23 protein-coding genes and 1 riboswitch are annotated in these 22,280 nt (G+C 40.9%); of the genes, 14 read left to right on the forward strand and 9 right to left on the reverse strand.

The window, feature by feature from the left end:
* Window positions 1-63: 63 nt before the first annotated feature.
* The gene (locus J7I93_RS09735; protein ID WP_214725676.1) at window positions 64-696 is read right to left on the reverse strand and encodes a hypothetical protein; all 633 of its coding nucleotides are present in this window, start codon (window positions 694-696) and stop codon (window positions 64-66) included.
* A gap of 205 nt (window positions 697-901) precedes the next feature.
* Here J7I93_RS09735 and J7I93_RS09740 point away from each other — a divergent pair, with 205 nt between their 5' ends.
* From J7I93_RS09740 to J7I93_RS09750, 3 genes are all read left to right on the forward strand, one after another.
* On the forward strand, window positions 902-2,287 hold the full coding sequence (locus tag J7I93_RS09740; protein WP_214725677.1) for an alanine/glycine:cation symporter family protein: 1,386 nt from the start codon (window positions 902-904) through the stop codon (window positions 2,285-2,287).
* 262 nt (window positions 2,288-2,549) lie between these two features.
* Window positions 2,550-3,647, forward strand: coding sequence for a carbohydrate kinase (locus tag J7I93_RS09745; protein ID WP_214725678.1), 1,098 nt, complete (start codon window positions 2,550-2,552; stop codon window positions 3,645-3,647).
* Window positions 3,648-3,662: 15 nt separating this feature from the next.
* Window positions 3,663-4,577, forward strand: a complete 915-nt coding sequence (locus J7I93_RS09750; protein WP_214725679.1) for a pseudouridine-5'-phosphate glycosidase — start codon at window positions 3,663-3,665, stop codon at window positions 4,575-4,577.
* Window positions 4,578-4,710: 133 nt separating this feature from the next.
* Here the strand turns inward: J7I93_RS09750 and J7I93_RS09755 are convergent, their stop codons facing one another.
* A complete protein-coding gene (locus J7I93_RS09755; protein ID WP_214725680.1) occupies window positions 4,711-5,052 on the reverse strand; it encodes a helix-turn-helix domain-containing protein in 342 nt (113 codons plus the stop codon).
* Window positions 5,053-5,351: 299 nt separating this feature from the next.
* On the opposite strand from J7I93_RS09755, the gene J7I93_RS09760 reads away from it, so the two are divergent.
* Both J7I93_RS09760 and J7I93_RS09765 read left to right on the forward strand, forming a co-directional pair.
* Window positions 5,352-5,606, forward strand: a complete 255-nt coding sequence (locus J7I93_RS09760) for a hypothetical protein (protein ID WP_214725681.1) — start codon at window positions 5,352-5,354, stop codon at window positions 5,604-5,606.
* Window positions 5,607-5,807: 201 nt separating this feature from the next.
* Window positions 5,808-5,898, forward strand: a riboswitch (cyclic di-GMP riboswitch).
* A 30-nt stretch (window positions 5,899-5,928) separates the two neighbouring features.
* Window positions 5,929-6,078 (forward strand): anti-repressor SinI family protein, encoded by a 150-nt coding sequence (locus J7I93_RS09765; RefSeq protein WP_214988177.1) that lies wholly within the window; start codon window positions 5,929-5,931, stop codon window positions 6,076-6,078.
* Between the two features lie 73 nt (window positions 6,079-6,151).
* Here J7I93_RS09765 and J7I93_RS09770 read toward each other — a convergent pair whose 3' ends face one another.
* A complete protein-coding gene (locus J7I93_RS09770) occupies window positions 6,152-6,472 on the reverse strand; it encodes a helix-turn-helix domain-containing protein (RefSeq protein ID WP_214725682.1) in 321 nt (106 codons plus the stop codon).
* 148 nt (window positions 6,473-6,620) lie between these two features.
* Complete coding sequence (gene mnmH / locus J7I93_RS09775; RefSeq protein WP_214725683.1) at window positions 6,621-7,679, reverse strand: tRNA 2-selenouridine(34) synthase MnmH; 1,059 nt, start codon at window positions 7,677-7,679, stop codon at window positions 6,621-6,623.
* 238 nt (window positions 7,680-7,917) lie between these two features.
* Between mnmH and J7I93_RS09780 the strand changes: the two genes are divergently transcribed.
* The 4 genes from J7I93_RS09780 (at window position 7,918) to J7I93_RS09795 (ending at window position 11,626) form a co-directional block, all read left to right on the forward strand.
* Window positions 7,918-9,207: an FAD-dependent oxidoreductase gene (locus J7I93_RS09780; RefSeq protein WP_214725684.1), complete on the forward strand. Its 1,290-nt coding sequence runs from the start codon at window positions 7,918-7,920 to the stop codon at window positions 9,205-9,207.
* A gap of 17 nt (window positions 9,208-9,224) precedes the next feature.
* Complete coding sequence (locus J7I93_RS09785; RefSeq protein ID WP_214725685.1) at window positions 9,225-10,214, forward strand: class I SAM-dependent methyltransferase; 990 nt, start codon at window positions 9,225-9,227, stop codon at window positions 10,212-10,214.
* Window positions 10,215-10,287: 73 nt separating this feature from the next.
* Complete coding sequence (gene treR, locus J7I93_RS09790) at window positions 10,288-11,013, forward strand: trehalose operon repressor (protein WP_214725728.1); 726 nt, start codon at window positions 10,288-10,290, stop codon at window positions 11,011-11,013.
* A gap of 100 nt (window positions 11,014-11,113) precedes the next feature.
* Window positions 11,114-11,626, forward strand: a complete 513-nt coding sequence (locus J7I93_RS09795) for a type 1 glutamine amidotransferase domain-containing protein (RefSeq protein ID WP_214725686.1) — start codon at window positions 11,114-11,116, stop codon at window positions 11,624-11,626.
* Window positions 11,627-11,704: 78 nt separating this feature from the next.
* On the opposite strand, the gene J7I93_RS09800 is transcribed toward J7I93_RS09795, so the two are convergent.
* Complete coding sequence (locus J7I93_RS09800) at window positions 11,705-11,935, reverse strand: DUF1128 domain-containing protein (RefSeq protein WP_035326433.1); 231 nt, start codon at window positions 11,933-11,935, stop codon at window positions 11,705-11,707.
* Between the two features lie 400 nt (window positions 11,936-12,335).
* Between J7I93_RS09800 and J7I93_RS09805 the strand changes: the two genes are divergently transcribed.
* Together J7I93_RS09805 and J7I93_RS09810 are read left to right on the forward strand one after the other, a co-directional pair.
* The gene (locus J7I93_RS09805; RefSeq protein ID WP_214725687.1) at window positions 12,336-12,719 is read left to right on the forward strand and encodes a YtxH domain-containing protein; all 384 of its coding nucleotides are present in this window, start codon (window positions 12,336-12,338) and stop codon (window positions 12,717-12,719) included.
* 19 nt (window positions 12,720-12,738) lie between these two features.
* Window positions 12,739-13,563 (forward strand): YihY/virulence factor BrkB family protein, encoded by an 825-nt coding sequence (locus J7I93_RS09810; RefSeq protein ID WP_214725688.1) that lies wholly within the window; start codon window positions 12,739-12,741, stop codon window positions 13,561-13,563.
* Window positions 13,564-13,809: 246 nt separating this feature from the next.
* Here the strand turns inward: J7I93_RS09810 and J7I93_RS09815 are convergent, their stop codons facing one another.
* The 3 genes from J7I93_RS09815 to J7I93_RS09825 all read right to left on the reverse strand — a co-directional run bounded on the left by J7I93_RS09815 (window position 13,810) and on the right by J7I93_RS09825 (window position 18,194).
* Window positions 13,810-15,729 carry a heavy metal translocating P-type ATPase gene (locus tag J7I93_RS09815; protein WP_214725689.1) on the reverse strand — a complete coding sequence of 640 codons (1,920 nt, stop codon included), beginning with the start codon at window positions 15,727-15,729 and terminating at the stop codon, window positions 13,810-13,812.
* Window positions 15,730-16,025: 296 nt separating this feature from the next.
* A complete protein-coding gene (locus tag J7I93_RS09820) occupies window positions 16,026-16,853 on the reverse strand; it encodes a DUF4362 domain-containing protein (protein WP_214725690.1) in 828 nt (275 codons plus the stop codon).
* A 162-nt stretch (window positions 16,854-17,015) separates the two neighbouring features.
* Window positions 17,016-18,194, reverse strand: a complete 1,179-nt coding sequence (locus tag J7I93_RS09825) for an MFS transporter (RefSeq protein WP_214725691.1) — start codon at window positions 18,192-18,194, stop codon at window positions 17,016-17,018.
* A 190-nt stretch (window positions 18,195-18,384) separates the two neighbouring features.
* Between J7I93_RS09825 and J7I93_RS09830 the strand changes: the two genes are divergently transcribed.
* The gene (locus J7I93_RS09830; protein WP_214725692.1) at window positions 18,385-18,768 is read left to right on the forward strand and encodes an OsmC family protein; all 384 of its coding nucleotides are present in this window, start codon (window positions 18,385-18,387) and stop codon (window positions 18,766-18,768) included.
* 81 nt (window positions 18,769-18,849) lie between these two features.
* Here the strand turns inward: J7I93_RS09830 and J7I93_RS09835 are convergent, their stop codons facing one another.
* Window positions 18,850-19,269 carry a pyridoxamine 5'-phosphate oxidase family protein gene (locus J7I93_RS09835; RefSeq protein WP_214725693.1) on the reverse strand — a complete coding sequence of 140 codons (420 nt, stop codon included), beginning with the start codon at window positions 19,267-19,269 and terminating at the stop codon, window positions 18,850-18,852.
* A gap of 163 nt (window positions 19,270-19,432) precedes the next feature.
* Here J7I93_RS09835 and J7I93_RS09840 point away from each other — a divergent pair, with 163 nt between their 5' ends.
* Both J7I93_RS09840 and cax read left to right on the forward strand, forming a co-directional pair.
* Window positions 19,433-20,581, forward strand: a complete 1,149-nt coding sequence (locus J7I93_RS09840) for an acyl-CoA dehydrogenase family protein (RefSeq protein ID WP_214725694.1) — start codon at window positions 19,433-19,435, stop codon at window positions 20,579-20,581.
* A gap of 236 nt (window positions 20,582-20,817) precedes the next feature.
* Window positions 20,818-21,879 carry a calcium/proton exchanger gene (cax, locus tag J7I93_RS09845; RefSeq protein WP_214725695.1) on the forward strand — a complete coding sequence of 354 codons (1,062 nt, stop codon included), beginning with the start codon at window positions 20,818-20,820 and terminating at the stop codon, window positions 21,877-21,879.
* The last annotated feature ends 401 nt before the right edge of the window (window positions 21,880-22,280 follow it).

The following is a 22,280-nucleotide window of genomic DNA, read 5'->3' on the forward strand; positions in this document are numbered from 1 at the left end:
CACAATAATCAGGACTTGACTCAGGTATCTCAACCCGTTACCTAAAAAGCGGGTTTTTTCAAATTAATGACTGCTATTTCCTTCGTTATCTTCATTTTTCTCCATATTTTTGCTATTTTTGTTCATTTTCATCTGCATTTTCTTCAAATATCTTTCATTTGAAACTTTATCGATTTCATCCCAAGACGTCTGTAAGGCGTTTTTATCCGTATTTTCATCTGCAAACTTCATAGCCTCCTCGTCACCTTCAAAAAAGGCATATCCATACTTCATTGGCGTTTGGATATTGGCTTTCACAGGTACTGATTGTTCTGTTTCAATCCACTCTTTTGTTACGTAATCGCGTACCCATGCAGTTTCAAGTGTTTCACCTGTACTTCTCTGGTAGTTAAGGAGGCAGCCTGAATCGTCGAAATAAAGGGTTTCCCCGTTTGAGTCAATTGCTTGCGCGGTGAAAACGCCCATTTTTTCATCCCTCGTATACACTTCCATATTGCAGAACGCGCAAAGATCGTTATCATGGGGTTCGGCAGGATGATGGTTATGATCATGTACTTCCACAGCTTGTGTTTCATCTGTTTGAGTTGAATCACCATTCTTATCTAGAACAGGCTGATCTTCAGCTGTTTCATTACCGCAAGCAGCTAGCATAATGGCAAAAATAGCCGTAAGCATAAATAGCGTTATTTTCTTCATTTCTGTTTCCTCCTAAAGAATTAGTCAAAAACATTGTAAAAAAAAACTGTGAGCAAAGAATGAAAAGAATGAGTAAAAAGAGTGAGATTTCCTATGATTTTGTTACATTCTCGTAAACTAAATGCTCACTAAATGTTTAACTGGCAATTAAAAGGGAATAGAATAGCAGGGACAGCTGTGTATTTAAAACAAGGGGGAAAATTTTTTGGACAAGTTATTAGAGATCGTTGCAAATATTTCAGGATGGCTGTGGGGCTACCCCATCATCCTATTATTAGCGGGAACGGGTTTATATTTAACCTTTATGTTAGGTTTCTTTCAGTTCCGTTACCCGGTATATATTTTTAAGCAAACCTTCGGAAGCATTTTTAAAAAGCCGAAAGGAAAGGGTACCGTTACACCTCTGCAGGCGTTGACTTCTGCACTTTCATCGACTATAGGAGCAGCGAATATCGTTGGTGTTCCGGCTGCGATTATGTTTGGCGGACCTGGTGCTGTATTCTGGATGTGGGTCATAGCCTTGATTGGTATGGCGATTAAATTCTCTGAAAGTGTACTGGCTGTAAAGTACCGGGAGAAAAATGAAGAAGGCGAATATGTCGGCGGGCCGATGTACTATATGACAAAAGGGCTTAATATGAAGTGGCTTGGAGTCATTTTTGCTTTTGCGCTCATGATAGAGCTGATTCCCAGCATTATGGTTCAGGGGAATGCTGTAGCCGCGGCAGTTGGCGAAACTTTCAGCATCAACGGGTTATATACTGGAATTGCTGTTGCTGTTCTGGTGTCATTAGTCGTTTTTGGCGGTATTAAAAGAATCGGAAAAGTCACAGAGATTGTTGTTCCATTCATGGCTCTTATCTATGTAGGCAGTGCTCTGATCATATTATTTATGAATCTTGGCAAGCTTCCTGAAGTGTTGGAATTAATCTTCACTTATGCGTTTCAGCCAATGTCTGCAATCGGCGGATTTGCCGGGGCTGCAATTGGTGAAATCATTCGCTGGGGATTTGCTCGAGGATTATATTCCAATGAGGCAGGACTTGGAACCGCACCGATTGCCCACGCTGCAGCTACAACGGACCATCCGGTAAGGCAGGGCTTTTGGGCAATTGTGGGAATCGTCGTTGATACACTGATTGTGTGTACAGCTACTGCCTTTGTCGTGTTATCGTCAGGGGTTTGGACAAGGGAAGGAGCAATGGAAGATCCTTCAGCCTTGACTGCAGCAGCTTTCACACAGTATTTCGGTACCTTTGGTGGTGTATTGGTTGCAATTTCATTGATATTCTTTGTCATATCAACCATCATTGTAGTTGTCTTTTATGGCTCGAAAATGGCTGAGTTCCTTTTTGGCTCTTTTGCCGGAAAAGCTATAAAAGTAGTTTACATTGGTGCCATTGTTCTCGGTTCAGTGGGAGCGGCGAAAACCATCTGGCAATTCCTTGATCTGGCTCTCGCTATGATTTTGATACCAAACATCGTAGCTGTCCTGCTTCTAAGCAAAGAAGTCAAGCAGCTAAAAAATGAATTCTTCACATCTGAACAATATTATTTAAAAGATATTAAAAATGATGATCATGTTGCTTGATTAGAAGTCTCCCGTCTTATGGCGGGAGTTTTTTATTGGATTTGAGCATGTGTCGCAGCTAATTGTGAACTAAGCGAAGAAATTCGAAAACTAGCAAATAAATAATTATTCTAGCGAATAGGTCATCTAAACTAGCGAATGAAAAGGAGACTATTAAAATTTTTTGAAAAATAACACTTGTGGAACTAATAGACAAAAGTTTATAATATAAACAAAAGTTTATAATATAAACAAAAGTTTATAAAGACAGGGCTGGTCAATTATGAATGATAAAGAGTTATTGATTTTGCAGCTGATTAAAGAGAATCCGTTTATTGTACAGAATGAGCTGGCTGAAAAGACAGGACTTTCACGATCTGCAGTAGCTGGGTATATTTCTTCGCTTACAAAGCAGGGGAAGATTTTAGGAAGAGCTTATGTCCTTCCTGAGAGAAAAGAAGTGCTCTGCATAGGCGGCGCCAATGTAGACAGGAAAATTCAAACTACAGGACAGCTTCAGTATGAAACCTCAAATCCCGCTGAGAGCTCACAATCAAGCGGCGGAGTTGCCCGCAATATAGCTGAAAACCTTGGAAGGCTCGGCTGTGATGTCGGCTTGATGACGGTAGTTGGGGATGATCCAGAAGGGGGATGGCTGCTGGAGTATACAAAAGCCTTTGCTGATATCACACCATCGCAGTCCTTGCCGGGATTTACAACCGGTACCTATACGGCGGTGCTTGGCCATGATGGGGAAATGGCAGTGGCGCTAGCTGATATGACCATTTATGAAAACGTTACCAAGGATTTTGTTGAGAAGAAGTGGGGCTATCTTGCCTCATCCGAAATGGTTATTTTGGATACCAACTACCCTCCTGAGGTGTTAAAGCAGATCATAGCCAGATGTTATGAAGAGAATATCCCCCTCTGTATCACACCAGTATCAGCTCCAAAAATTAAAAATCTGCCGAAAAACCTGAATGGTGTTACCTGGCTGATTGCCAATAAAGATGAAGCAGAAGCATTAACAGGTATGAAAATCAGCAGTGAAGGCGATTTTTTCAAGGCAGCTGAAAAGATCATGAAAAAAGGTGTGGAAAAGGTCGTGATCAGCAGGGGCGATAAAGGGCTGATTTACTATACAAACGAGGGAGAAGCGGGAGTTCTGCTCGCTCCAAAAGTAAACGTTGCAGAAGTTACGGGTGCTGGCGACTCGCTTGTTTCCGGAGTCATATTTGGCCACTTAAAAGGCTTGGGCACTGAAGATGCCTGCAAAATCGGCATGACCTGCTCCATGCTGGCCCTGCAGTCCCTTGAAACCGTGAATCCAAATTTAAACAACACACGCTTGCAGGAAACCTTTAAAAAATACTTTAACTAAGGAGAATGAGACATCATGTTGGAAAACTTGCTCGAGTACTCAGAAGAAGTTTTAAAAGCGAAGAAAGATAATAAACCGGTTGTTGCATTGGAATCAACAATTATTTCACATGGTATGCCATACCCGCAGAACGTACAGACGGCAAAAGAGGTCGAAGAAATTATTCGTAAAAATGGAGCAGTGCCTGCAACCATTGCTATTTTAAATGGGAAAATCAAAATTGGCTTATCTGATGAGGAGCTGGAGTTTCTGGCCCAAAGCACCGATGTAGAAAAGGCAAGCAGACGTGACCTGCCGTTTTTGGTGGCGAAAAAGAGAAACGGTGCAACAACTGTAGCAGCTACGATGATCTGTGCCCAGCTGGCAGGGATCGAAGTGTTCGTGACAGGCGGAATTGGCGGGGTACACCGCGAGGCAGAAACCACCATGGACATTTCAGCAGATCTTCAGGAACTTGCCCAAACGAATGTTGCTGTTGTCTGTGCAGGGGCAAAATCCATCCTGGATATTGGGTTAACCCTTGAATACTTGGAAACACATGGCGTCCCGGTTGTTGGATTTGAAACAGATGTTTTACCGGCCTTCTATACACGCACTAGTCCTTTTAATGTAAATTACAGAGTGGATACTGCGGAAGAAGCTGCCGAAATGATCCGTACCAAATGGGAACTGGGCCTAAAAGGCGGCCTTGTCATTGCCAATCCAATACCTGAGCAAGATGCAATGGAAGAATCATTTATCACAGGGGTTATCGAAACGGCACTAAAAGAAGCAATGGAAAAAAATATCTCAGGTAAAAGAGTAACACCGTTTTTGCTTGGAAAAGTAAAGGAACTTACGAATGGCACAAGCCTGACAGCTAATATTGCATTGGTTAAGCATAATGCTGAAGTGGGCTCTAAAATTGCCGTCAGCCTGAATAATAAATAAGAAAAAAAGAGAAGCCAGGCTTTATCTGCTAATGATGGGCTTGGCTTTTTCTTTAAGCAACATAAGCCGCCCTTACTGTTTACAAGATAGCATAGAAGGAGGACGCTACAGGTACGTCAATAAATTAAAGCCATCATCCTTTCCCTTCATTCATTTTCTTGAACTTAATAAACTCTAAATAATAGGTAAAGTCTTCCTTTGTAATCCCCTGCCGTATAGCCTCCCTTACTAGATTGACCCATTCCTCATCCAGGGATGTTAGGTCTGCTATCATATCTTTATTTTCTTCCAATAAATCCTCAAGGTTGGCATCAAGCGTTTTAGCTATTCTTGATAGTACCTGCAAAGAGGGATTCTTTTGGATGCCTCTTTCAATGTAGCTTAAATAAGACTTGGATACCTCGGCTTTTTCGGAGAGTTCATTAATAGAATACCCTTTTTTGATCCTCAAATTTTTAATGCGTCTACCTACCATAGGCATAATGCTCCTTATAAGAAAATATATATTCATTATAACGAACATTCCGTTCAATAAAAAGTATAGAATAGTGAGATAAACGAAGGTATTTAGAGTAATAGAACAAAAAGTGTTCTTTTTAGAGAAAAAACAGCCATTTTTAGAATTTTTCAAAATAGATAATATGAACTATACTCAGATTACCTGTTCGTTATAAAGCACTAAGATTCATCTCTGTTTATTTTTTGCTTACAAACTTGAACGGGAGAGGAGAAATCAGAACCTCATTAAATCAATAGGTTTAAAGGTGGTGCTCTATGTATCAAAAGAACTGTGATAAATGCGGTAGCCCAACCTTCAGCAGCAGTGAAATTGGGCATTGGCACTGTCCTTGCTGCGGAAATGATTTAACGGAAAATGATTTTTTGGATGCCATGACGATGGAGCCGATCCATGTCATTTACAGAAAGAATAAAAAGCCATTAAAGTATTCATTTAAGCAAATTAATGAAAATTATAAAAAAAGGGTTGGACTTTCTTACTATACAAGAAAAGAATTCGACTATATGTAACATCGTTTTATTAGAAATGGCAAAGTCTTGAAGAACTCATATCATATTTAGGCCAGAGCACCTAGTATTTAAAAAGAATATGTCGAATTGTAAGTTAATTAAATATTTAAAAAACAGCGGGAAGCTGACATATTATGACAACATAATCAATATCATGATAGTAGAATACATTTATTAGGAAAAAGATAATGAGTAAAAAGGTACAGAAAAAGGCAAACTCATTGAAAGATGAGGACGCAAAGTCACAGGTCTAAGGTATTAGGGGAAATACTAGGATGGCTGGATTGCCTGGAATACGATATGTATTTTGGGGGGAATAGTTGTGGCGGCAATAGGTTTAAAAATGGATGGAATTGATATGGAATGGATGGAGCTGATCTTGGAAGCAAAAAACTTAGGCCTTGAAAAAGAGGAAATCCGTGAATTTCTACATAAAAATGAAGCGAAGGAAGTCTTAACTAAGGCCAGGTAAACGAAATTTTATTGGTAATGGTAAAGGTTTTTTTATAAAAAAGAGCCTGAAAAAAATTCAGGCTCAAAAAATTTTATTTCTGTTCGCTTCTCCACTTATTAAAATCCAAAAACTCGCGGAATTGCTCTTTGGAAACACCGGATTCCATCGCTTCCTTTACGATTTTCATCCATTCCGTGTCGAGCTCGTCCTTGTTGATTTGCTCATGGATTAAATGGTCTACTGGGACATTCAATACACCTGCAATTTTTTCAAGGAATTGTATGGATGGGTTTGTCTGCAGGTTGCGTTCTAAAGAGCTTAGGTAAGACTTGGCCACACCAGCCTGTTCAGCAAGCTCGGATAAGGACATTCTTTTTTCTTGGCGAAGTTTTTTAACACGATCACCGATCATTGTACCTCACACACCTTATTATTGTATGTAATATGATTATAGCAGAATTCACAGAAAGGTTCCATATTAAGAACGATTTGTTCAATATTATTATCATACCACAGCAATAACCAAATTATATAGATATTTTTATAATAAATGCTCCGCGTCACAGGACGGGAGCATTTTGTGTTTCAATGATTTTGATGACTTGTTCGGCTGCTGCTTTAACATCATCAGCGTTAACATGATGGAACTGACCTTCGTAGTCATGCTGCTTAAAGGCATAGCGAGGGTCATAATAGTGTTCCAATAATAGCTTAATGAACAGTGGATAATTTTCCTTTTCAACAGCTTCATCAAGCAGGGCACGTATATCATAGTCCTTGAGTCTTTTTTTGATAAATAAAAGGCTTTCGCTTACTTTAGGTTTGAACCATTCTTCCTTTTGATAGGGCTCAACATAATCTCTGAGAATACGCTGAACACGGGACTCCATACCTGCATACATATCGATGTGGATACCTGTTTTCTTCGTATCCAGCAGTTCATCTGGCTGAACGACCTTGCCGATTCGCTTGCTCTCTGCTTCCATAATGATATATGGAGAACCCTTAACCTCTGAAAGTGCTTGATACAGCAGCGCATCAAAGGTTTTTTGGCTGCTGCCGTCACCCATTCCAAAGGAGCCGAAGATCGAGCCGCGGTGTCCTGCCATTTCTTCAAGGTCTAGGACAGGATAACCCCTCTCACTTAAAACCTTTAGTACATCCGTTTTTCCCACGCCAGTCATGCCATGAAGAACGACTGATTGATCAGGAATTAACCCAGTTGTATTTTCAAGAATATATTGCCTGTAGGCTCTGTATCCCCCAACTAAACGAGGGAAAGACACGCCTGCATAGGCCAAAAAGGTGGCTACAGATTTACTGCGCATGCCGCCGCGCCAGCAGTAGATAACAGGCTGATAGCCTTTATTTTTCAGGTCCCGAATCTTACCGAGCATGGATGGGATTTTGGGTGAAACCATCTCCATCGCTCTCCATTTAGCAGCATCAGAGCCCTCTTTTTTATAAAGAGTACCAATTTCCACACGTTCTTCATTGGTGAAAAGCGGTACATTCACAGCTCCTGGAATGCTGCACTCCTCAAATTCAATTGGAGACCTTACATCAACCGGAACTGCCTTATCCATTTGAATATATTGTTCTACAGTAATTTCTCTCATAGAAATGCCTCCAAATAAAATGCTATATAGATTGTCCATGATGGATCAAAGAATTATTTCGTATGTCTTTATTTTATCGATTAAATAGGAATTTGAAAATAAAGGTGCCTTCCCTAATCATACTCCTTTTTTCGTTAGAACGGTTTATAAAAATCTTCCAAACACTGTAATATCAGCATATCCATTGGTTTTGCTTTTTAAAAAGGAGGATAAATAAAGGGCAAAGGTGGTGGGAAGTATGTCCTTGAATACCGAGGTAGCTGTTGTTGGAGGAGGGATTGGGGGATTGACGCTCGGGCTGAAACTTGCCAGGTCGAAGATCGATGTGATGGTAATTGAAAAGCTTGAAGAGCCATCTTCCATTTATAAAGGAGAGCTCCTGCAGCCGAAGAGCCTGCAAATTTTCGAGAAGCTTGATGTTCTGAAAGATATTCAATGTAATGGTTTTTCTTTTTCCAGGATTGCCTTTGAGGAAGGAAAAAATGAGTTTTTTATGGACTATAGAATACTGCCGGGAGACTATGATTATGCCGTTATGATCGAACATGAAAAGCTGAAGAGAATTCTCCTCAGCCAGGCACTGCAGTATCCGAACTTTCAGTACTTATCCGGTGCTTTCGGAAAAGGCTATTGTGATGGGCGTTTAATAGTAGAGAGGAAGAATAGGAAGGAAAGGCTCTTTGTAAAGGCTGATTTCTATGTCGGTGCAGAAGGCAGGAACTCTATTACCAGAAAAGAAATGAATAGCAAAATTAAAAAAATAGATTATAACCATCATTTTTTGACTGTCACTTTTCCAAGGCCTCAATCGCTGGATGAAGGAAAAATCATTTCAAAAGATGAACGGTTCCTTGGTTTATTTCCGCTGCCCAAAGCTAAGGTCAGGTCTGTCTACCTGATTCCAAAGGGGAGTTATAAGGAGTTTCACGCAAAGGGGATCGACCATTTTCATCAAAACTATCTGGAGCTTTTTCCGGAATTGAAGGGGTACGTAACAAGGCTGAAGGATTGGAGTGATATTCAGCTAATGATTCCGACAGCTTTTTATGCTGATAAATATGTGAATGGCAGGTACGCCATATTGGGTGATGCCGCCCATACGGTCCATCCAATGGCCGGCGAGGGGATGAATATGGCCATCCAGGATGCTGATATCCTTGGGGAATTGTATGAAAGTATGTATTCAACCGGGAGAATTTCACCCGGCAGGCTGAAGTGGTATGAAAAAGTCCGAAAGCCGCGGGCTGAAAAAATGATCAGTCTCAGCCACCTATCCGCTTTGGTTTACTCCTATTCCAACCGATTCATTACTGGAATTCGCCGGAAAGGGTTGAAGCAAATGGAAAGGGACAAGACACTTCAATTTAAACAAATGCTGAATGTCTCCGGGCTTGGGTACTGGTCCGAATCGGCTTTGGACCGCTTTGTACAGGCGGGGATGCTGCCTGCAAGAAATAGAGGCCTTTCCTCGAAGGCAAAAAGGAATTACTTTTACACAGAAAAAGATGACTATCCTTGGAAAAGCTGAAAGAAGGTTGGACAAAGATGATAAAGGAATATGTACGTTTACTTAAGGCAAGGAATTGGATGAAAAAAAACCAGCCGTTTCTGTATAGCTGGCATGCTTATGTAGGCTTCGAGCTTGATCTTTTTTCACAGTTCAGGAAATGGAGCACAGTTAAAGAAGTGGCATCAAGCAGGAATCTGCAGGAAGAGCTGCTTTTAAGATGGGTGGAGGTGGGACTGGCCATCCGCCATTTAAAAAAGAAAGGGAAGGATAAAATTAAAACTGCGTCCAAATTCAGTTTGCCCTCGACACCGGATAATCCCCGGTCTACAGGGATCATTTTGAAAGAAATGATGGAGCTTCATATCCCAACACTGCTTTCATATCCGGAACTGCTTCGTTCTAATAAGAGAAACATTTTTAACCATGAAGAACATGGGCAAACAGTTGCGAGAACCTCCTCACTTCTTGAACAGCTCGCCCTGCCGCGGCTTTTAAAAACAATCCGTAAAAACAAGATAAGGCGGATTATTGACATTGGCTGTGGAGAAGGAGGCTATTTGACCAGGATCAGCCAAAAGTTTCCCGCTGCTGACCTGACAGGAATAGAGATGAATGAAGAAGTGGCTGAATCAGCCCAAAATAATTGCCGAGACTACCAAAATATTCACATCATCGCTTCCGATGTCTATGATTATACACCTGAATATGAGGCAGATTTGATTATGATTAACAATTTGCTTCACTATATCGAGCCTCAGGATCGCAAACAGCTTTTATCCCGTTTGAAAAGCTGGCTCAGCCGAAGTGGTTCAATCACCATCATTACTCCCATACTCCACCCAAAAAAAGGAGAAGCCTTTTCAAGTGTTTTTAATAGCTTCTTCTCCGCTTTTGAAAATCTATATCCGACCCCGACAGAGGAGGATATCGGCCATATGGCGAAAGAATTAAATTTAAAAGTAAAAACCTTCAAGCCTGTTGTAACAGAAGGCGGCTGGTATTTTATACAGCTGTCTAACAAGTAAATACCGGTCTTGAGGATACAGCCCTTAAAAAAATGGTAGAATGGGGATAAAACAGGACTAAACGGTGATGAAAATGAGAAATAAATACTTATTAATATATGAGGAGCTTGCCCAGCATATTCAAGATGGCAAGTATCCTGCCAGATCCATTCTGCCATCAGAAAATGAATTGACTGAGATGTATTCAACTTCAAGGGAAACGATTCGAAAGGCCTTGAATTTGCTTGCTCAAAACGGATTTATCCAAAAAATCCGCGGCAAGGGCTCGATAGTCCTTGATTTGAAAAAACTGCAATTTCCCATTTCAGGCTTGGTAAGCTTTAAAGAGCTGGCTGGGAAAATGGGCCAGCGGGCAGATACGATTGTAGATAGGTTTTCCTTAACTCAGCCAGATTCTGAGACGATGAAGCATCTTCATATTGAAAAAAGTGAAAAAGTATGGAAAGTCTTCCGTGTCAGAAAAATTGAAGATGAAAGAATCATATTGGACAAAGATTTTTTAATCGAGAAATATGTGCCCGGCTTAACGGAGGAAATATGCCAAAGCTCTATTTTTTCCTATATTGAAGGAGAGTTAGGGAAAAAAATCAGTTTTGCGAAAAAGGAATTTACAGTGGAGGAACCAACTGCAGAGGATCGGAAACTCCTGGATATGGAAGGCTTCCATGCGATTGTCGTTGTGAAAAATTATATTTACTTTGATGACGCAACACTCTTCCAATACACGGAATCCAGGCATAGGCCGGACAAATTCAGGTTTGTTGATTTTGCCAGAAGGATGGACAGCCAGGTGTTTTAAAACTTCTCCTGAAATGTGAAATTTGAAATCTAACGTTTTAAGCACGTCCAATAAGGGAAATCTCCATATGTGAAGATTTTTTCAAAGGAGAGGATTACCTATGAGTAAAAAAATTGCGTGCTTAATCACGAATATGTTTGAGGATGTAGAATATACAGATCCTGCGCAATCATTTAAAGAAGCAGGTCATAAAGTGGTAACGATTGAGAAGGAAAAAGGAAAAACGGTAAAAGGAAAGCAGGGAGAAGCTGCTGTCGAAATCGATGAGAGCATTGATAACGTAAGCCCACAGGACTTTGATGCATTATTTCTGCCAGGCGGGTTCTCTCCGGACCAGCTTCGTGCAGATGAACGTTTCGTACAGTTTGCTAAATCGTTTATGGACGAAAAGAAGCCGGTTTTTGCTATCTGCCACGGGCCTCAGCTCTTACTCACAGCGAAAACGCTGGAAGGCCGCGATGCTACAGGTTACAAGTCCATTAAAGTCGATATGGAATACGCTGGCGCAAACTATCAGGACACAGAAGTAGTCGTGTGCCAGAATCAGCTGGTCACAAGCCGCCAGCCGGATGATATTCCAGCCTTTACCCGCGAAGCGCTTAAATTATTATAAATTGAAGGGAAAAAGCCCTCTGCCGGAAGTGACAGAGGGCTTTTTTGTTGGTTCAGCAACATATTTTCTTTATTCACATTATTTATTTTTTCTAAGATTGCCGAGCTCTTCTACCAATGCCTGCATTTCATTTGGGCTGAAGGAATCTTTTTTCATAACAAGATCGTAGATGTCTTTTAACTCTTCATACATTTCTTCATCAAAATGAGATGGCTTAATTGCCCCAAGGTTTAAAACCTTTAACTTTTCTTTTATTGCTTCGATCATGAACTCAACATTTTCAACCGATTTTTCCGATAAATTATTCATGCCGGACATCCTCTCATGGTTATGTATTTGAAGAAGCAGTAACGGTTAGGTCACGGGTCTCCGCTTTTAAATTGTCTAGCTACAGGCGCCATCGGCTCGAGGTCATAAGGCAATCCGTCCAAAAGGTTAAAGAACAACCTTTCAGCCGGCTCGTCTTATGCTTGTCGCCGATAGGCGGGCGCCTTCCGCTTTTCTTTTCATCTTTCCACGTTCTTAAATAAATGTCAACTGAATTAAGGGTTGCATCTGCAATGGAAATTAGTAGAAAATATAGGAGAGACAGATTGCACATAATACAGACGATACTAATTTCACGGACTGAAAGGTTTCGTTATTTTGAAAAATGGGAAAAATTGAATCAAATTTTAATATAATATTTTTGCAAAAGGAGAAATAAAATATGGGGAAATCATTGTTTTGGAAAGGTATTTTATATGGAGCGCTTGCAGGAGGAGCCTTGAGCATGCTGGACAAGACAACACGAGAAACCGTTGTTTCAAACTGCAAAAAAACGTCTGGTGATGTAGGTTATTATTTAAAGCATCCTGGCGAAGCTGTTAACCAGGTTAAGGAAGTATCAACTAAGGTTAAGACGGCAATTGAGCAAGTAAGTGAGGATGTGGCTTTTATTACTGGGACTGTTGAGGAGTTAAAGGAGATGGCTCCAGAAGTAACAGAAATTGTCCAAAATACAAAACAGGCATTTTCCGATATTAAGCCGAAGGGATCAAGCGGAACGCCACAGGAATCTGCAGCAGGCGAGAGGGTTAGGGCTCCGCATTAAACTCAAGTGAGGTGTTGGAATGGGACGAGCTTTTTCGACTCTGATTCCAAACTTATGGAGAAGAATAGAGGAAGATGATGTACTGGGCCTTGCTGCCCAATTGGCATATTTTTTCCTTCTCTCTCTTTTCCCTTTATTAATTTTTTTAGTGACTTTGCTTCCGTATCTGCCGATTACCCAGGAGGATATTCTGAGTGTGATTCGTGATTTCGCCCCTGGTGAAACGATGAAGCTGATTGAAACAAATATTTACGAAATCACACAGAAAAATGGAAAACTGCTTTCTTTTGGGATAATCGCCACCATTTGGTCCGCTTCTAACGGCATAAATGCCGTTGTAAGGGCTTTTAATAAGGCATATGACGTAAAAGAAAGCCGCCCGTTCCTTATTGCAAGAGGAATGGCCATATTGTTGACCTTTGCCATGATTTTTGTGTTTGTACTGGCTTTGCTTCTGCCTGTATTCGGAAAGCAAATCGGACTGTTTTTATTTTCCGAGTTTGGGTTGTCCGGCCAATTTTTGGCAGTATGGAATATGCTGCGCTGGCTTGTCAGTCCTATTATCCTGTTTATTGTGTTTACCGGATTGTATTGGATTGCTCCAAATAAGAAGCTGACCTGTATAAGTGCGGTGCCTGGTGCGCTTTTTGCCACGGTCGGCTGGGTGCTGTCCTCGCTCGCTTTCTCTTACTATGTCAGCAGCTTTGGTAATTTTTCAGCTACTTATGGAAGCATCGGAGCCATTATCGTACTGATGATCTGGTTTTACATATCGGGAATCATCATCATTCTCGGCGGGGAAATCAATGCCATCAATACCAAATTCAAAAAAGAAGATTGCTGAAAAAATTCCTGCAGTTTCCTTCTTAAAATAGCGTCCATAGTTACACAATAATAGAAGGGGGAATTCATCTTTTAAGGAGGGTTTATCATGACAAAGCATACGAAAAAAGACGGCGGCACAAAACAAAAAGGCAAAAATAAACCAAAACAAAAAACATCCGGTTCTGCTAACGGTCAAAACGGATATCATTAAGGTAGCGGAAACCAATAAAAGGAAAAGCCTGGGGGAGTACCCAGGCTTTTCTTATTACCTTAAAAGTCTTAAGCTGTTTAAAATAACCAAAATAGTGGATCCTTCGTGTCCGATAACACCATAAGGCAAATCAAGAATCTGCAGGAAATTGGATGCGATTAGAAACATAATAACCGTAATGGAAAAGACAACATTTTGTTTAATAATCCGATTCATTTTTCTTGATAGGTCAATGGCTTCAGCAATTTTAGGAAGATCATTTTTCATTAGAACAACATCAGCAGTTTCCAATGCAACGTCGGTTCCTTCACCCATGGCAATCCCTACATTTGCAGTCGCCAGGGCAGGGGCATCGTTAATTCCGTCGCCTACCATTGCGACATTGCCATACGTTTCTTTCAGTTTCTTTAGATGCTCGACCTTATTTTCAGGAAGGCATTCTGCAATATGGTCATTTACATGGCTTTCGCTTGCAATGGCGGTAGCAGTTGTTTGGCTGTCTCCAGTCAGCATTATGGTGTAAATACCCTGTTTTTTTAGCTGATCAATGGCCTGCTTTGTTTCTTCACGGACCACATCCTTTAATGTGATAAGGCCAACAACTTCATCATTTTTTTGAATAAAAACGACTGTTTTCCCCTCGCTAGCCATTCGGTCTGCAGCACCATCTGCAAATGCCTTTGCATGCTCTTTTCCGACAAAGGCTGCCTTGCCGATTTTCCATTCATCATGGCCGACGGCGGCCTTGACGCCGAAGCCGGTTACATCTTCAATACTTTCCGGGTGGACAAGCGGTTCCGAAATATTTTCCTTGGCATATTTGACAATTGCATTTGCCAGAGGGTGGTTGGAATGGCTCTCAATCGAAGCTGCCTTCAGCAGCACATCCTCTTTCGTAAGGCCTTGTTTCACAAGGAAGTCTGTTACTTCAGGCTTGCCTTTTGTTAAAGTTCCTGTTTTATCAAAAGCAATCGCTCTTAGGTGGCTTAAGTTTTCGAGATGCACGCCGCCCTTAAAAAGGATTCCGTGCCTGGCACCATTTGAAATCGCAGATAAAGTTGCCGGCATTATGGATGCTACAAGGGCACATGGTGAAGCTACTACGAGCAGGATCATCGCCCTGTAAAAGGTCTCTGTCCAGCTCCATCCCAAAAGGAAATGAGGTACGAACATCATTAGGACAACAACGGCCAAAACGATTTTTACGTATGTGCCTTCAAATTTTTCAATAAAAAGCTGGGATGGAGACTTCTCACTCTGGGCAGATTGCACAAGTTCTATGATTTTTTGAAAAAGCGTTTCATTATTTGGCTTTGTTATTTCAACTGTAATGGAGCCGTTTAAGTTAACTGTGCCCGCAAAAACCGGATCATCTGCAGTCTTGGAAACAGGGAGCGATTCTCCGGTTATCGCAGCCTCGTCCAAGGAAGAATATCCTTTTACAATTGTTCCATCTGACGGAACCCTTTCACCGGGCTTTACCAAAATAAGATCCCCAATTGCCAGCTCTGAAACATGGACGCGTTCCTCGGTTCCTTCAAAAACTCTCAATGCCTCTTCCGGCTGCAATTCCATTAAAGAAGAAATTTCCTTATGGCTTTTATTCATTGTGTATGTTTCCAAAGCGCCACTGACCGCAAAGATGAAGATTAAAATGGCCCCTTCTGTCCAGTAGCCGATAATCGCTGATCCAATCGCTGCGAATATCATCAGCATTTCAACATTCAGCTCTTTATTCTCAATGGTTTCCTCAATGCCTTCTTTTGCCTTGGCAAAACCTCCAATGATAAAGGCCATTAAATAAGTGACAATGGAGGCCGTTGCCAGGTCGCTGCGGTCCAAAAGCCATCCGGCCAGGATTAGTACGCCGCTGAGAAGAGCTGCAATCAGTTCGGCATGCGGTTTGATTTTCACCCATATGTTTTCATCATTTGTATTGCTGCTTTTTAGTAAAGCTTTTGCCTCTGTAGTCATGGTTTCTCCTCCTGGAAAATAGTTGTGTTTATGTGAATTCCAATTTATCTCCTGTTGTCTGGTTGCAATTGATTATTTCCCATTCTTCATATTCTTATTGAGAAGAATAATCACATTCAATACCCCTAAAAAACAACGAAAGCTGCCACCATAAAGGTGACAGCATTAAAACCGGTCATATCAGATAACGCAATTAGCATTATGCAAATATTGTATTCTATTATCTTTATCTTACTATATAACCTATGAATTGAAAAGATAAACAGTCCATTAGAATTGTGACAAAAACTCGATTTTTATTCATTGTGTCCCTTAGAAGAGGGAAGCGCTTTGTAGAGTTCATTTTCCTTAAGGATTTCAAGGATTTGATTTTTCATAGCTGACACTTTTTGGCCGTCCGGGCTTTGGTCGCATTCCGTCCATTCAAAATGGCGTTCCCCGCCATTAATCCAGACAGTTAGTTCATAGCTTTCATAAGGCTTTTGATTACAGGCGTTCGATAAATTTCTTTCATGGAGATAGTTTGCCAAAATCATCGCTTTGTATATTCTGTTTAACTCTTCTTCAGAGAATTGAAAATCGCTGACAGTCACCATTTCCCCATTTTGCAGATCCTTTATAAGCTGCTGATCCTTTGTATTGATTTCGTTCCTTTTGCCAACCCCATACTTTAAATGAAACTCAAAGCGGTCCTGAGCGGAAGTGTCATGCTCGATATAAATGATTTCCTCCTGGGTCCCGCTGCAGCTGAGATTATAGTATGTTTCTGTATTGGTTTCTGTTTTTGTGATATTTTCGCAATTTTTTTCAGTTAGGCTGCCGGATCCGTATTGGTCTCTGGTCGTGTCGTGTAGATAATGAATGATTTCCCCATCATAATCCAAGTCTGTCATAATGGGATCTCCTTCAATTGTATATTGGACAATCCGTACTTTAGCCCTTTTCTGCTTGTTAAATTGTTCAATAAATCGATCAAGTTCTTCTAAATGTTCCATGCTACCATGTGAATGGATCACATCTTTTGGCTTTGGATCATATTTGTCTGCGGGTGGATCAACACTATTGGCCTTTGAGCAGCCAGCAATCAAAATAGCAGAGAAAAGAAGTACACCAATATATTTCATCCCATTCACCTCGGTTAATTAGACGGTATGAGAGGAAAAATGTTACAAAAATAAAGAGCTGACGGTAAAAATTGTGATTTTCCAATAGGGTATTGGGATTAGAATGGAAGCTTACAGTACTATTTTAAAATTAAATAAAGAGGATCCCGAAACGAGATCCCCTTAAAATGACTGGCTTTTTTCATAAACCGGCTGTTTATCTCCGAATACAGTGACTGCCAGGAAGATAAGCAAAAGCATTACGCTAATGATGTTAAAAAAGCTGACTGATTTAAAGAATTGAATAAAAAGACCGCCAATATAAGGGCCAATCAGGCTTCCAACACTAAAAGCAACCCCGCAAAGCAGATTACCCGTCGGCAGCAAATTTTTGGGCATTAAGTCTGTCATATAGGTGATACCGAGTGAGAAAGTGGAGCCAACCACCATTCCGGCGATAAAAAGGCACACGGTAAGCGCCAGTACTGACTCTTCCAGCAAGCTTGCAGCTACAAAACTGAGAAAACCAATAAACAGTACTCCCATCAAAATATTGCGTCTGCCATATTTATCGCTCATCATTCCAAGTGGAAGCTGGAAGGCAATTCCGCCTATTGCAAACGAAGTGAGCAGCAGTGACACATTGGAAACCTCCAGCCCAATTCTTAAGCCATAAATAGGAAAGCTTCCATTCAATGATGCCTCAAGGAATCCGTAACCCAAAGCTGGTAAAAAGGCGACCCAGCCATACTTGCTGGCCTTTGAAAAACGCTTCATCGTTTCCTTAAACGAATTGATTTCAATGGATTGTTCCGGATAATCGTTTTTCAAAGTAAATAAAAACAGCCAGGCAATCAGGCATAGAATAGAAGAGATGATAAACGGCAGTGTTTCATTGATTTTTACAAGTGGTGCCATTAAAGGACCAACAGCAAATCCAACTCCAAAAAATAATCCATACAGTGAAATATTTCGGCCGCGTCTATTCTCCGGTGAAAAGGTCGTAATCCAGGTTTGTGTTCCGAAATGAAGGGCATGGTCGCCGATTCCAATCAGCAGCCGCAAAATGAACCAAAACCAAAAAGACTTCCAAACCGGAAAAAGAATAAGAGAGAGAACGACCAGGAGCCCTCCCAGTATGATTACCGGCTTATACCCGTACTTCCTCAATGGATATTCCATAAAAGGAGAGATTAGGAGTATCCCAATATATAACCCAGTTGCATTCAAGCCATTCAAGCTAGAGGAAATCCCGTCATTTTCAAAAATAATGGCGATTAACGGAAGGAGCATTCCCTGGCTGAAGCCTGAAATCGCAACAATGCTAATGAGTATCCAAAAACGCATGGTTACTTTATTCATATTAAAACCTCTTTTTCTGAACATGACTTAAAGATGTCTCCTAAATGATGGTATCGGGAATAAGGAATCTTGGCAAGAGAAATATAATGGAGAATCAGGCCATACACGAATGAAATTGACATATTAGTTTTGTTTATAGAAAAAATAGTGTAATCTCTATATAAATATAAAGTAAAAAGGGGCGAGTACCATGGATTTTAAAATGAAAGAAGAAGTAGGCTTTTTTGCAGAGCTGCCTTATGGCCGCCTGGATATAGCAGGGGATGATGAATATGGCTACAGACCATTCCAGCTGCTTGTTGCATCTTTGGCAGTATGCAGCGGCGGGGTTCTAAGGAAAATCATGAAAAAAATGCGCATGAGTTTTGAGGATATCCAAATTAAAACGAGTGTGGAAAGGAATCCTGATATTGCTGACCGGGTTGAGAAGGTACATATTCACTTTCTTATTAAAGGAACTGATTTAAACGAAGCAAAGCTTCATAAAGCCATGGAATTAACGAGAAAGAATTGTTCAATGGTTCGCTCTGTGGAAGATAGCATTGAGGTTGTCGAAACATTCGAGATTGTTTAAAGGTTAAACTCCAGCATTTGAAGTTTAACTGCACGTTAACCTGAGATAAAAAACAAGGAAGAGCTCCCTCTTCCTTGTTTTTTATAAAGTGAGCTCTTCCGGACCTTCACCGGCACTTGAAAAATACCGAATATGTTCAGGCTCCAATTTTAATAGTATATAGTTGGGATCGTCCGGGCCTGAGAGCCAATCCTTCAGCTTTTCATCCCAGAATTTTCGGCGGATTTCCGGAGAGGAATCAATGCTTGCTTTGGCCTCGATTTCGAGGTATTCTCCGTTTACATTTTTTACGTCAAGGCCAAGCAGGATGTGGACATTTGGATTCGCTTCAATGTCCTCCACTTTATGAGTATTTTTATTTGTGGCAGTATAAATCGTCAGGTTTTCATGAAAAAATAACATAAACCGGCTGAAGGGCTTGTTGCTCCGGATGGTGGCAAGGGTTCCAACTCCAGACTCATCAAGCATGTCTATCATTTTCCTTTTTAACTGTTCACCCATACATCATTCTCCTTTCATTTCCTCCATCTTAATCTGCACGTTCCTGTCTGTTTTATGACAAATAAGGCGTCCTGCTAGAACCATTTTATAAAAATTTAGTATAATAATCCCGACAAAAATAATAAGAATTGATAGTTAATAACAGAAAGGGGTGCTCAAACATATGAAATTCCAGGAACAGAATTCCATTGAAGAACGAATCCAGTTAATGGAAGAGCTTTCCCGAAAATTTTTATCAAGAGCAGCTAAAAATGATCAAGAGTCCCGGTTCCCTTTTGAAAATATCGTTGAGCTGAAAGAATCCGGATATACGTCTTTAACCGTTCCCAAACGCTATGGCGGCGAGGAAATCTCTCTTTATGATTTTCTGCGGCTGCAGGAAAAAATAGCGGAAGGCGATGGTTCTACGGCTTTATCAATTGGATGGCATTTGGGAATTATAAAAAGTCTTGGCGAGAAAAAAAGCTGGAAAGAATCAACGTTTAAGGCGTTATGTGAAGAAGTGCAGAATGGTGCATTAATGAACAATTGTTCAACGGAACCGCAGACCGGCAGTCCGACAAGGGGAGGGAAGCCTGTTACGACTGCTGTTCGAGATGGTGATAAATGGATTATTAATGGCCGGAAAAGCTTTACGACGATGGCACCTGTACTAGATTACTTTAATGTGAGTGCTACGATTGCAGAAAGTGGCGAAACGGGAAATTTTCTGATTCCGCGGACTGCAAACGGTGTATCACTTGAGGAAACATGGGATAGCATCGCAATGAGAGGGACAGGGAGCCACGACCTTATTTTAAAAGATGTTAGTGTGAAAGAAGAGGCACTTGTCGAGCTTTTTCATCCAGGCAAGAAAGGGGCGGCGGGGTGGCTGCTTCATATTCCTGCGTGTTATTTAGGCATCGCCCAGGCGGCTCAAACTTATGCCATTGATTTTGCAAAAGAATATTCACCAAATAGCATTAAAGGTTCAATCATCGATCTGCCAAACGTCAAGCAAAAAGTCGGTGAGATGGAGTTTGAACTGATGAGAGCCCGTTATTTTCTTTATTCTGTTGCGAAGCAGTGGGATGAAGAAGACGAAGAAGTTCGAAGCAATATGGGGCCTGAATTGGGAGCAGTTAAGCTTGCTGTAACAAACGCGGCGATTACTGTAGTGGATTTGGCGATGCGGGTCGTGGGTGCTCGAAGCCTGTCTGAAAAAAATCCCCTTCAGCGCTATTACCGTGATGTCCGGGCAGGCCTTCATAATCCGCCAATGGATGATATGACTATTCAAACATTGGCTAAACATGCAATTAATGATGATTAAAAAGCTGCTGTCTTATGACGGCAGCTTTTTGCATGGAAAGGTATAGGCAAAAAAGTGAACAGCCCTTTTATGTATAGGTTTGATTTTTTTTGAAAAAGGTTAATAAAGAAGGATAGTTTCTACATATTTAATATGGAGTATTAATTCATCCTATTTTGCTTCTAATCACATAGGCTAAAAAAAATGGATGAGAAGGCAATAATAAAAGAACATTATGAGAAAAAGGAGACAGACATATGACAAATAAAATTTTTATGGTGCTGGCTTTTGCCGGCGTACCGCTTTCGGTAATCGGCACACTGATGCATTGGTCCAATATTCTGCTGTTTATCATCTACTGCATCACCATTATTGCGCTGGCCAGCTATATGGGAAGAGCAACGGAAAGCCTTGCCATTGTAACAGGCCCACGGATCGGTGGCTTGCTTAATGCCACCTTCGGGAACGCAGTCGAGCTTATTATCTCAATTTTTGCGTTAAAAGCAGGGCTTGTTAGCGTTGTTCTTGCATCACTGACAGGATCTGTATTAGGGAATTTGCTTTTGGTTGCAGGCTTATCCTTTTTTGTAGGCGGAGTAAAGTTTAAAACCCAGACATTTAATGTATATGATGCCAGGCATAACTCGGGCTTGCTGATGTTCGGTGTGATTGTTGCCTTTGTCATCCCTGAAGTCTTCGCGATGACGATGGATGAAGCGAAAACCATCACCTTCAGTATCGGCATATCCGTTATTTTAATAGCCCTTTATTTAGCGGCCTTATTCTTTAAGCTTGTAACCCACCGGGGAGTCTATCAGCATAATGAGGAAAAGGGCAGCCATCATGAGGAAGAAGAACCGGAGTGGAGCAAAGGAAAGGCGATTGCCGTCCTTGCGATCGCTACAGTGGCAGTTGCGTATGTATCAGAAAATTTGGTTCATACGTTTGAAGAAGTCGGAGAAGTGTTTGGCTGGACAGAGCTATTCATTGGTGTCGTCATCGTTGCCATTGTTGGTAATGCGGCAGAACACGCATCTGCTATCATTATGGCTTATAAAAATAAAATGGATATTGCGGTAGAAATTGCTGTTGGCTCTACCTTGCAGATTGCCATGTTCGTGGCGCCGGTCCTCGTGCTGCTCTCCTTAATGTTCCCGACAGCCATGCCGCTTGTTTTTACATTGCCTGAATTAATTGCAATGGTTACATCCGTGCTTCTCATGATAGTCATCGGCAACGACGGGGAAACGAACTGGTTTGAAGGAGCCACTTTACTGGCTGCGTATATAATCATGGGAATCGGTTTTTATCTGTTGTAAACTCAAAACTTAGTTTAAAAATCGGCTGAATTTGAAATCAGCAAACATAAATAAACCGACTCTGAATGAATCTCAGAGTCGGTTTTATATTTGGTATTTAAGTACATTTTTCATAAAGGTATATGTTTTTAGAGGATCTGTATTCTGTTCGCTTTCAGGCATTGATCACCAACCTTCATGTTGAGATTTGATCACGTAACCTAACTTGCTGATGACTTAACAAAAAACGGATTCATCCTCCTTTTAAAATAAAAGTGGGTTGACTTCATCTGCCCTCCTTTTGTTGGGAGTAAGTTAATTATACAACTTTATTTGATATTTGTAAATATTCTGATTTTTACAAAATCATTACAAATGAAAATGCGGCTGAAATAATAGCTCTTTTAGTCAGGCTTATTTTT

Source organism: Bacillus sp. ISL-47 (assembly GCF_018613175.1).
In the GTDB taxonomy this organism is placed as follows: domain Bacteria; phylum Bacillota; class Bacilli; order Bacillales; family Cytobacillaceae; genus Cytobacillus.

Excerpts from the sequence above, each read along its gene's own strand:
- J7I93_RS09735 (WP_214725676.1), bottom strand. The coding sequence starts at position 696 with ATGAAGAAAATAACGCTATTTATGCTTACGGCTATTTTTGCCATTATG.
- J7I93_RS09745 (WP_214725678.1), top strand. The coding sequence starts at position 2,550 with ATGAATGATAAAGAGTTATTGATTTTGCAGCTGATTAAAGAGAATCCG.
- J7I93_RS09750 (WP_214725679.1), top strand. The coding sequence starts at position 3,663 with ATGTTGGAAAACTTGCTCGAGTACTCAGAAGAAGTTTTAAAAGCGAAG.
- J7I93_RS09755 (WP_214725680.1), bottom strand. The coding sequence starts at position 5,052 with ATGGTAGGTAGACGCATTAAAAATTTGAGGATCAAAAAAGGGTATTCT.
- J7I93_RS09760 (WP_214725681.1), top strand. The coding sequence starts at position 5,352 with ATGTATCAAAAGAACTGTGATAAATGCGGTAGCCCAACCTTCAGCAGC.
- J7I93_RS09770 (WP_214725682.1), bottom strand. The coding sequence starts at position 6,472 with ATGATCGGTGATCGTGTTAAAAAACTTCGCCAAGAAAAAAGAATGTCC.
- mnmH (WP_214725683.1), bottom strand. The coding sequence starts at position 7,679 with ATGAGAGAAATTACTGTAGAACAATATATTCAAATGGATAAGGCAGTT.
- J7I93_RS09780 (WP_214725684.1), top strand. The coding sequence starts at position 7,918 with ATGTCCTTGAATACCGAGGTAGCTGTTGTTGGAGGAGGGATTGGGGGA.
- J7I93_RS09785 (WP_214725685.1), top strand. The coding sequence starts at position 9,225 with ATGATAAAGGAATATGTACGTTTACTTAAGGCAAGGAATTGGATGAAA.
- treR (WP_214725728.1), top strand. The coding sequence starts at position 10,288 with ATGAGAAATAAATACTTATTAATATATGAGGAGCTTGCCCAGCATATT.
- J7I93_RS09795 (WP_214725686.1), top strand. The coding sequence starts at position 11,114 with ATGAGTAAAAAAATTGCGTGCTTAATCACGAATATGTTTGAGGATGTA.
- J7I93_RS09800 (WP_035326433.1), bottom strand. The coding sequence starts at position 11,935 with ATGAATAATTTATCGGAAAAATCGGTTGAAAATGTTGAGTTCATGATC.
- J7I93_RS09805 (WP_214725687.1), top strand. The coding sequence starts at position 12,336 with ATGGGGAAATCATTGTTTTGGAAAGGTATTTTATATGGAGCGCTTGCA.
- J7I93_RS09810 (WP_214725688.1), top strand. The coding sequence starts at position 12,739 with ATGGGACGAGCTTTTTCGACTCTGATTCCAAACTTATGGAGAAGAATA.
- J7I93_RS09815 (WP_214725689.1), bottom strand. The coding sequence starts at position 15,729 with ATGACTACAGAGGCAAAAGCTTTACTAAAAAGCAGCAATACAAATGAT.
- J7I93_RS09820 (WP_214725690.1), bottom strand. The coding sequence starts at position 16,853 with ATGAAATATATTGGTGTACTTCTTTTCTCTGCTATTTTGATTGCTGGC.
- J7I93_RS09825 (WP_214725691.1), bottom strand. The coding sequence starts at position 18,194 with ATGAATAAAGTAACCATGCGTTTTTGGATACTCATTAGCATTGTTGCG.
- J7I93_RS09830 (WP_214725692.1), top strand. The coding sequence starts at position 18,385 with ATGGATTTTAAAATGAAAGAAGAAGTAGGCTTTTTTGCAGAGCTGCCT.
- J7I93_RS09835 (WP_214725693.1), bottom strand. The coding sequence starts at position 19,269 with ATGGGTGAACAGTTAAAAAGGAAAATGATAGACATGCTTGATGAGTCT.
- J7I93_RS09840 (WP_214725694.1), top strand. The coding sequence starts at position 19,433 with ATGAAATTCCAGGAACAGAATTCCATTGAAGAACGAATCCAGTTAATG.
- cax (WP_214725695.1), top strand. The coding sequence starts at position 20,818 with ATGACAAATAAAATTTTTATGGTGCTGGCTTTTGCCGGCGTACCGCTT.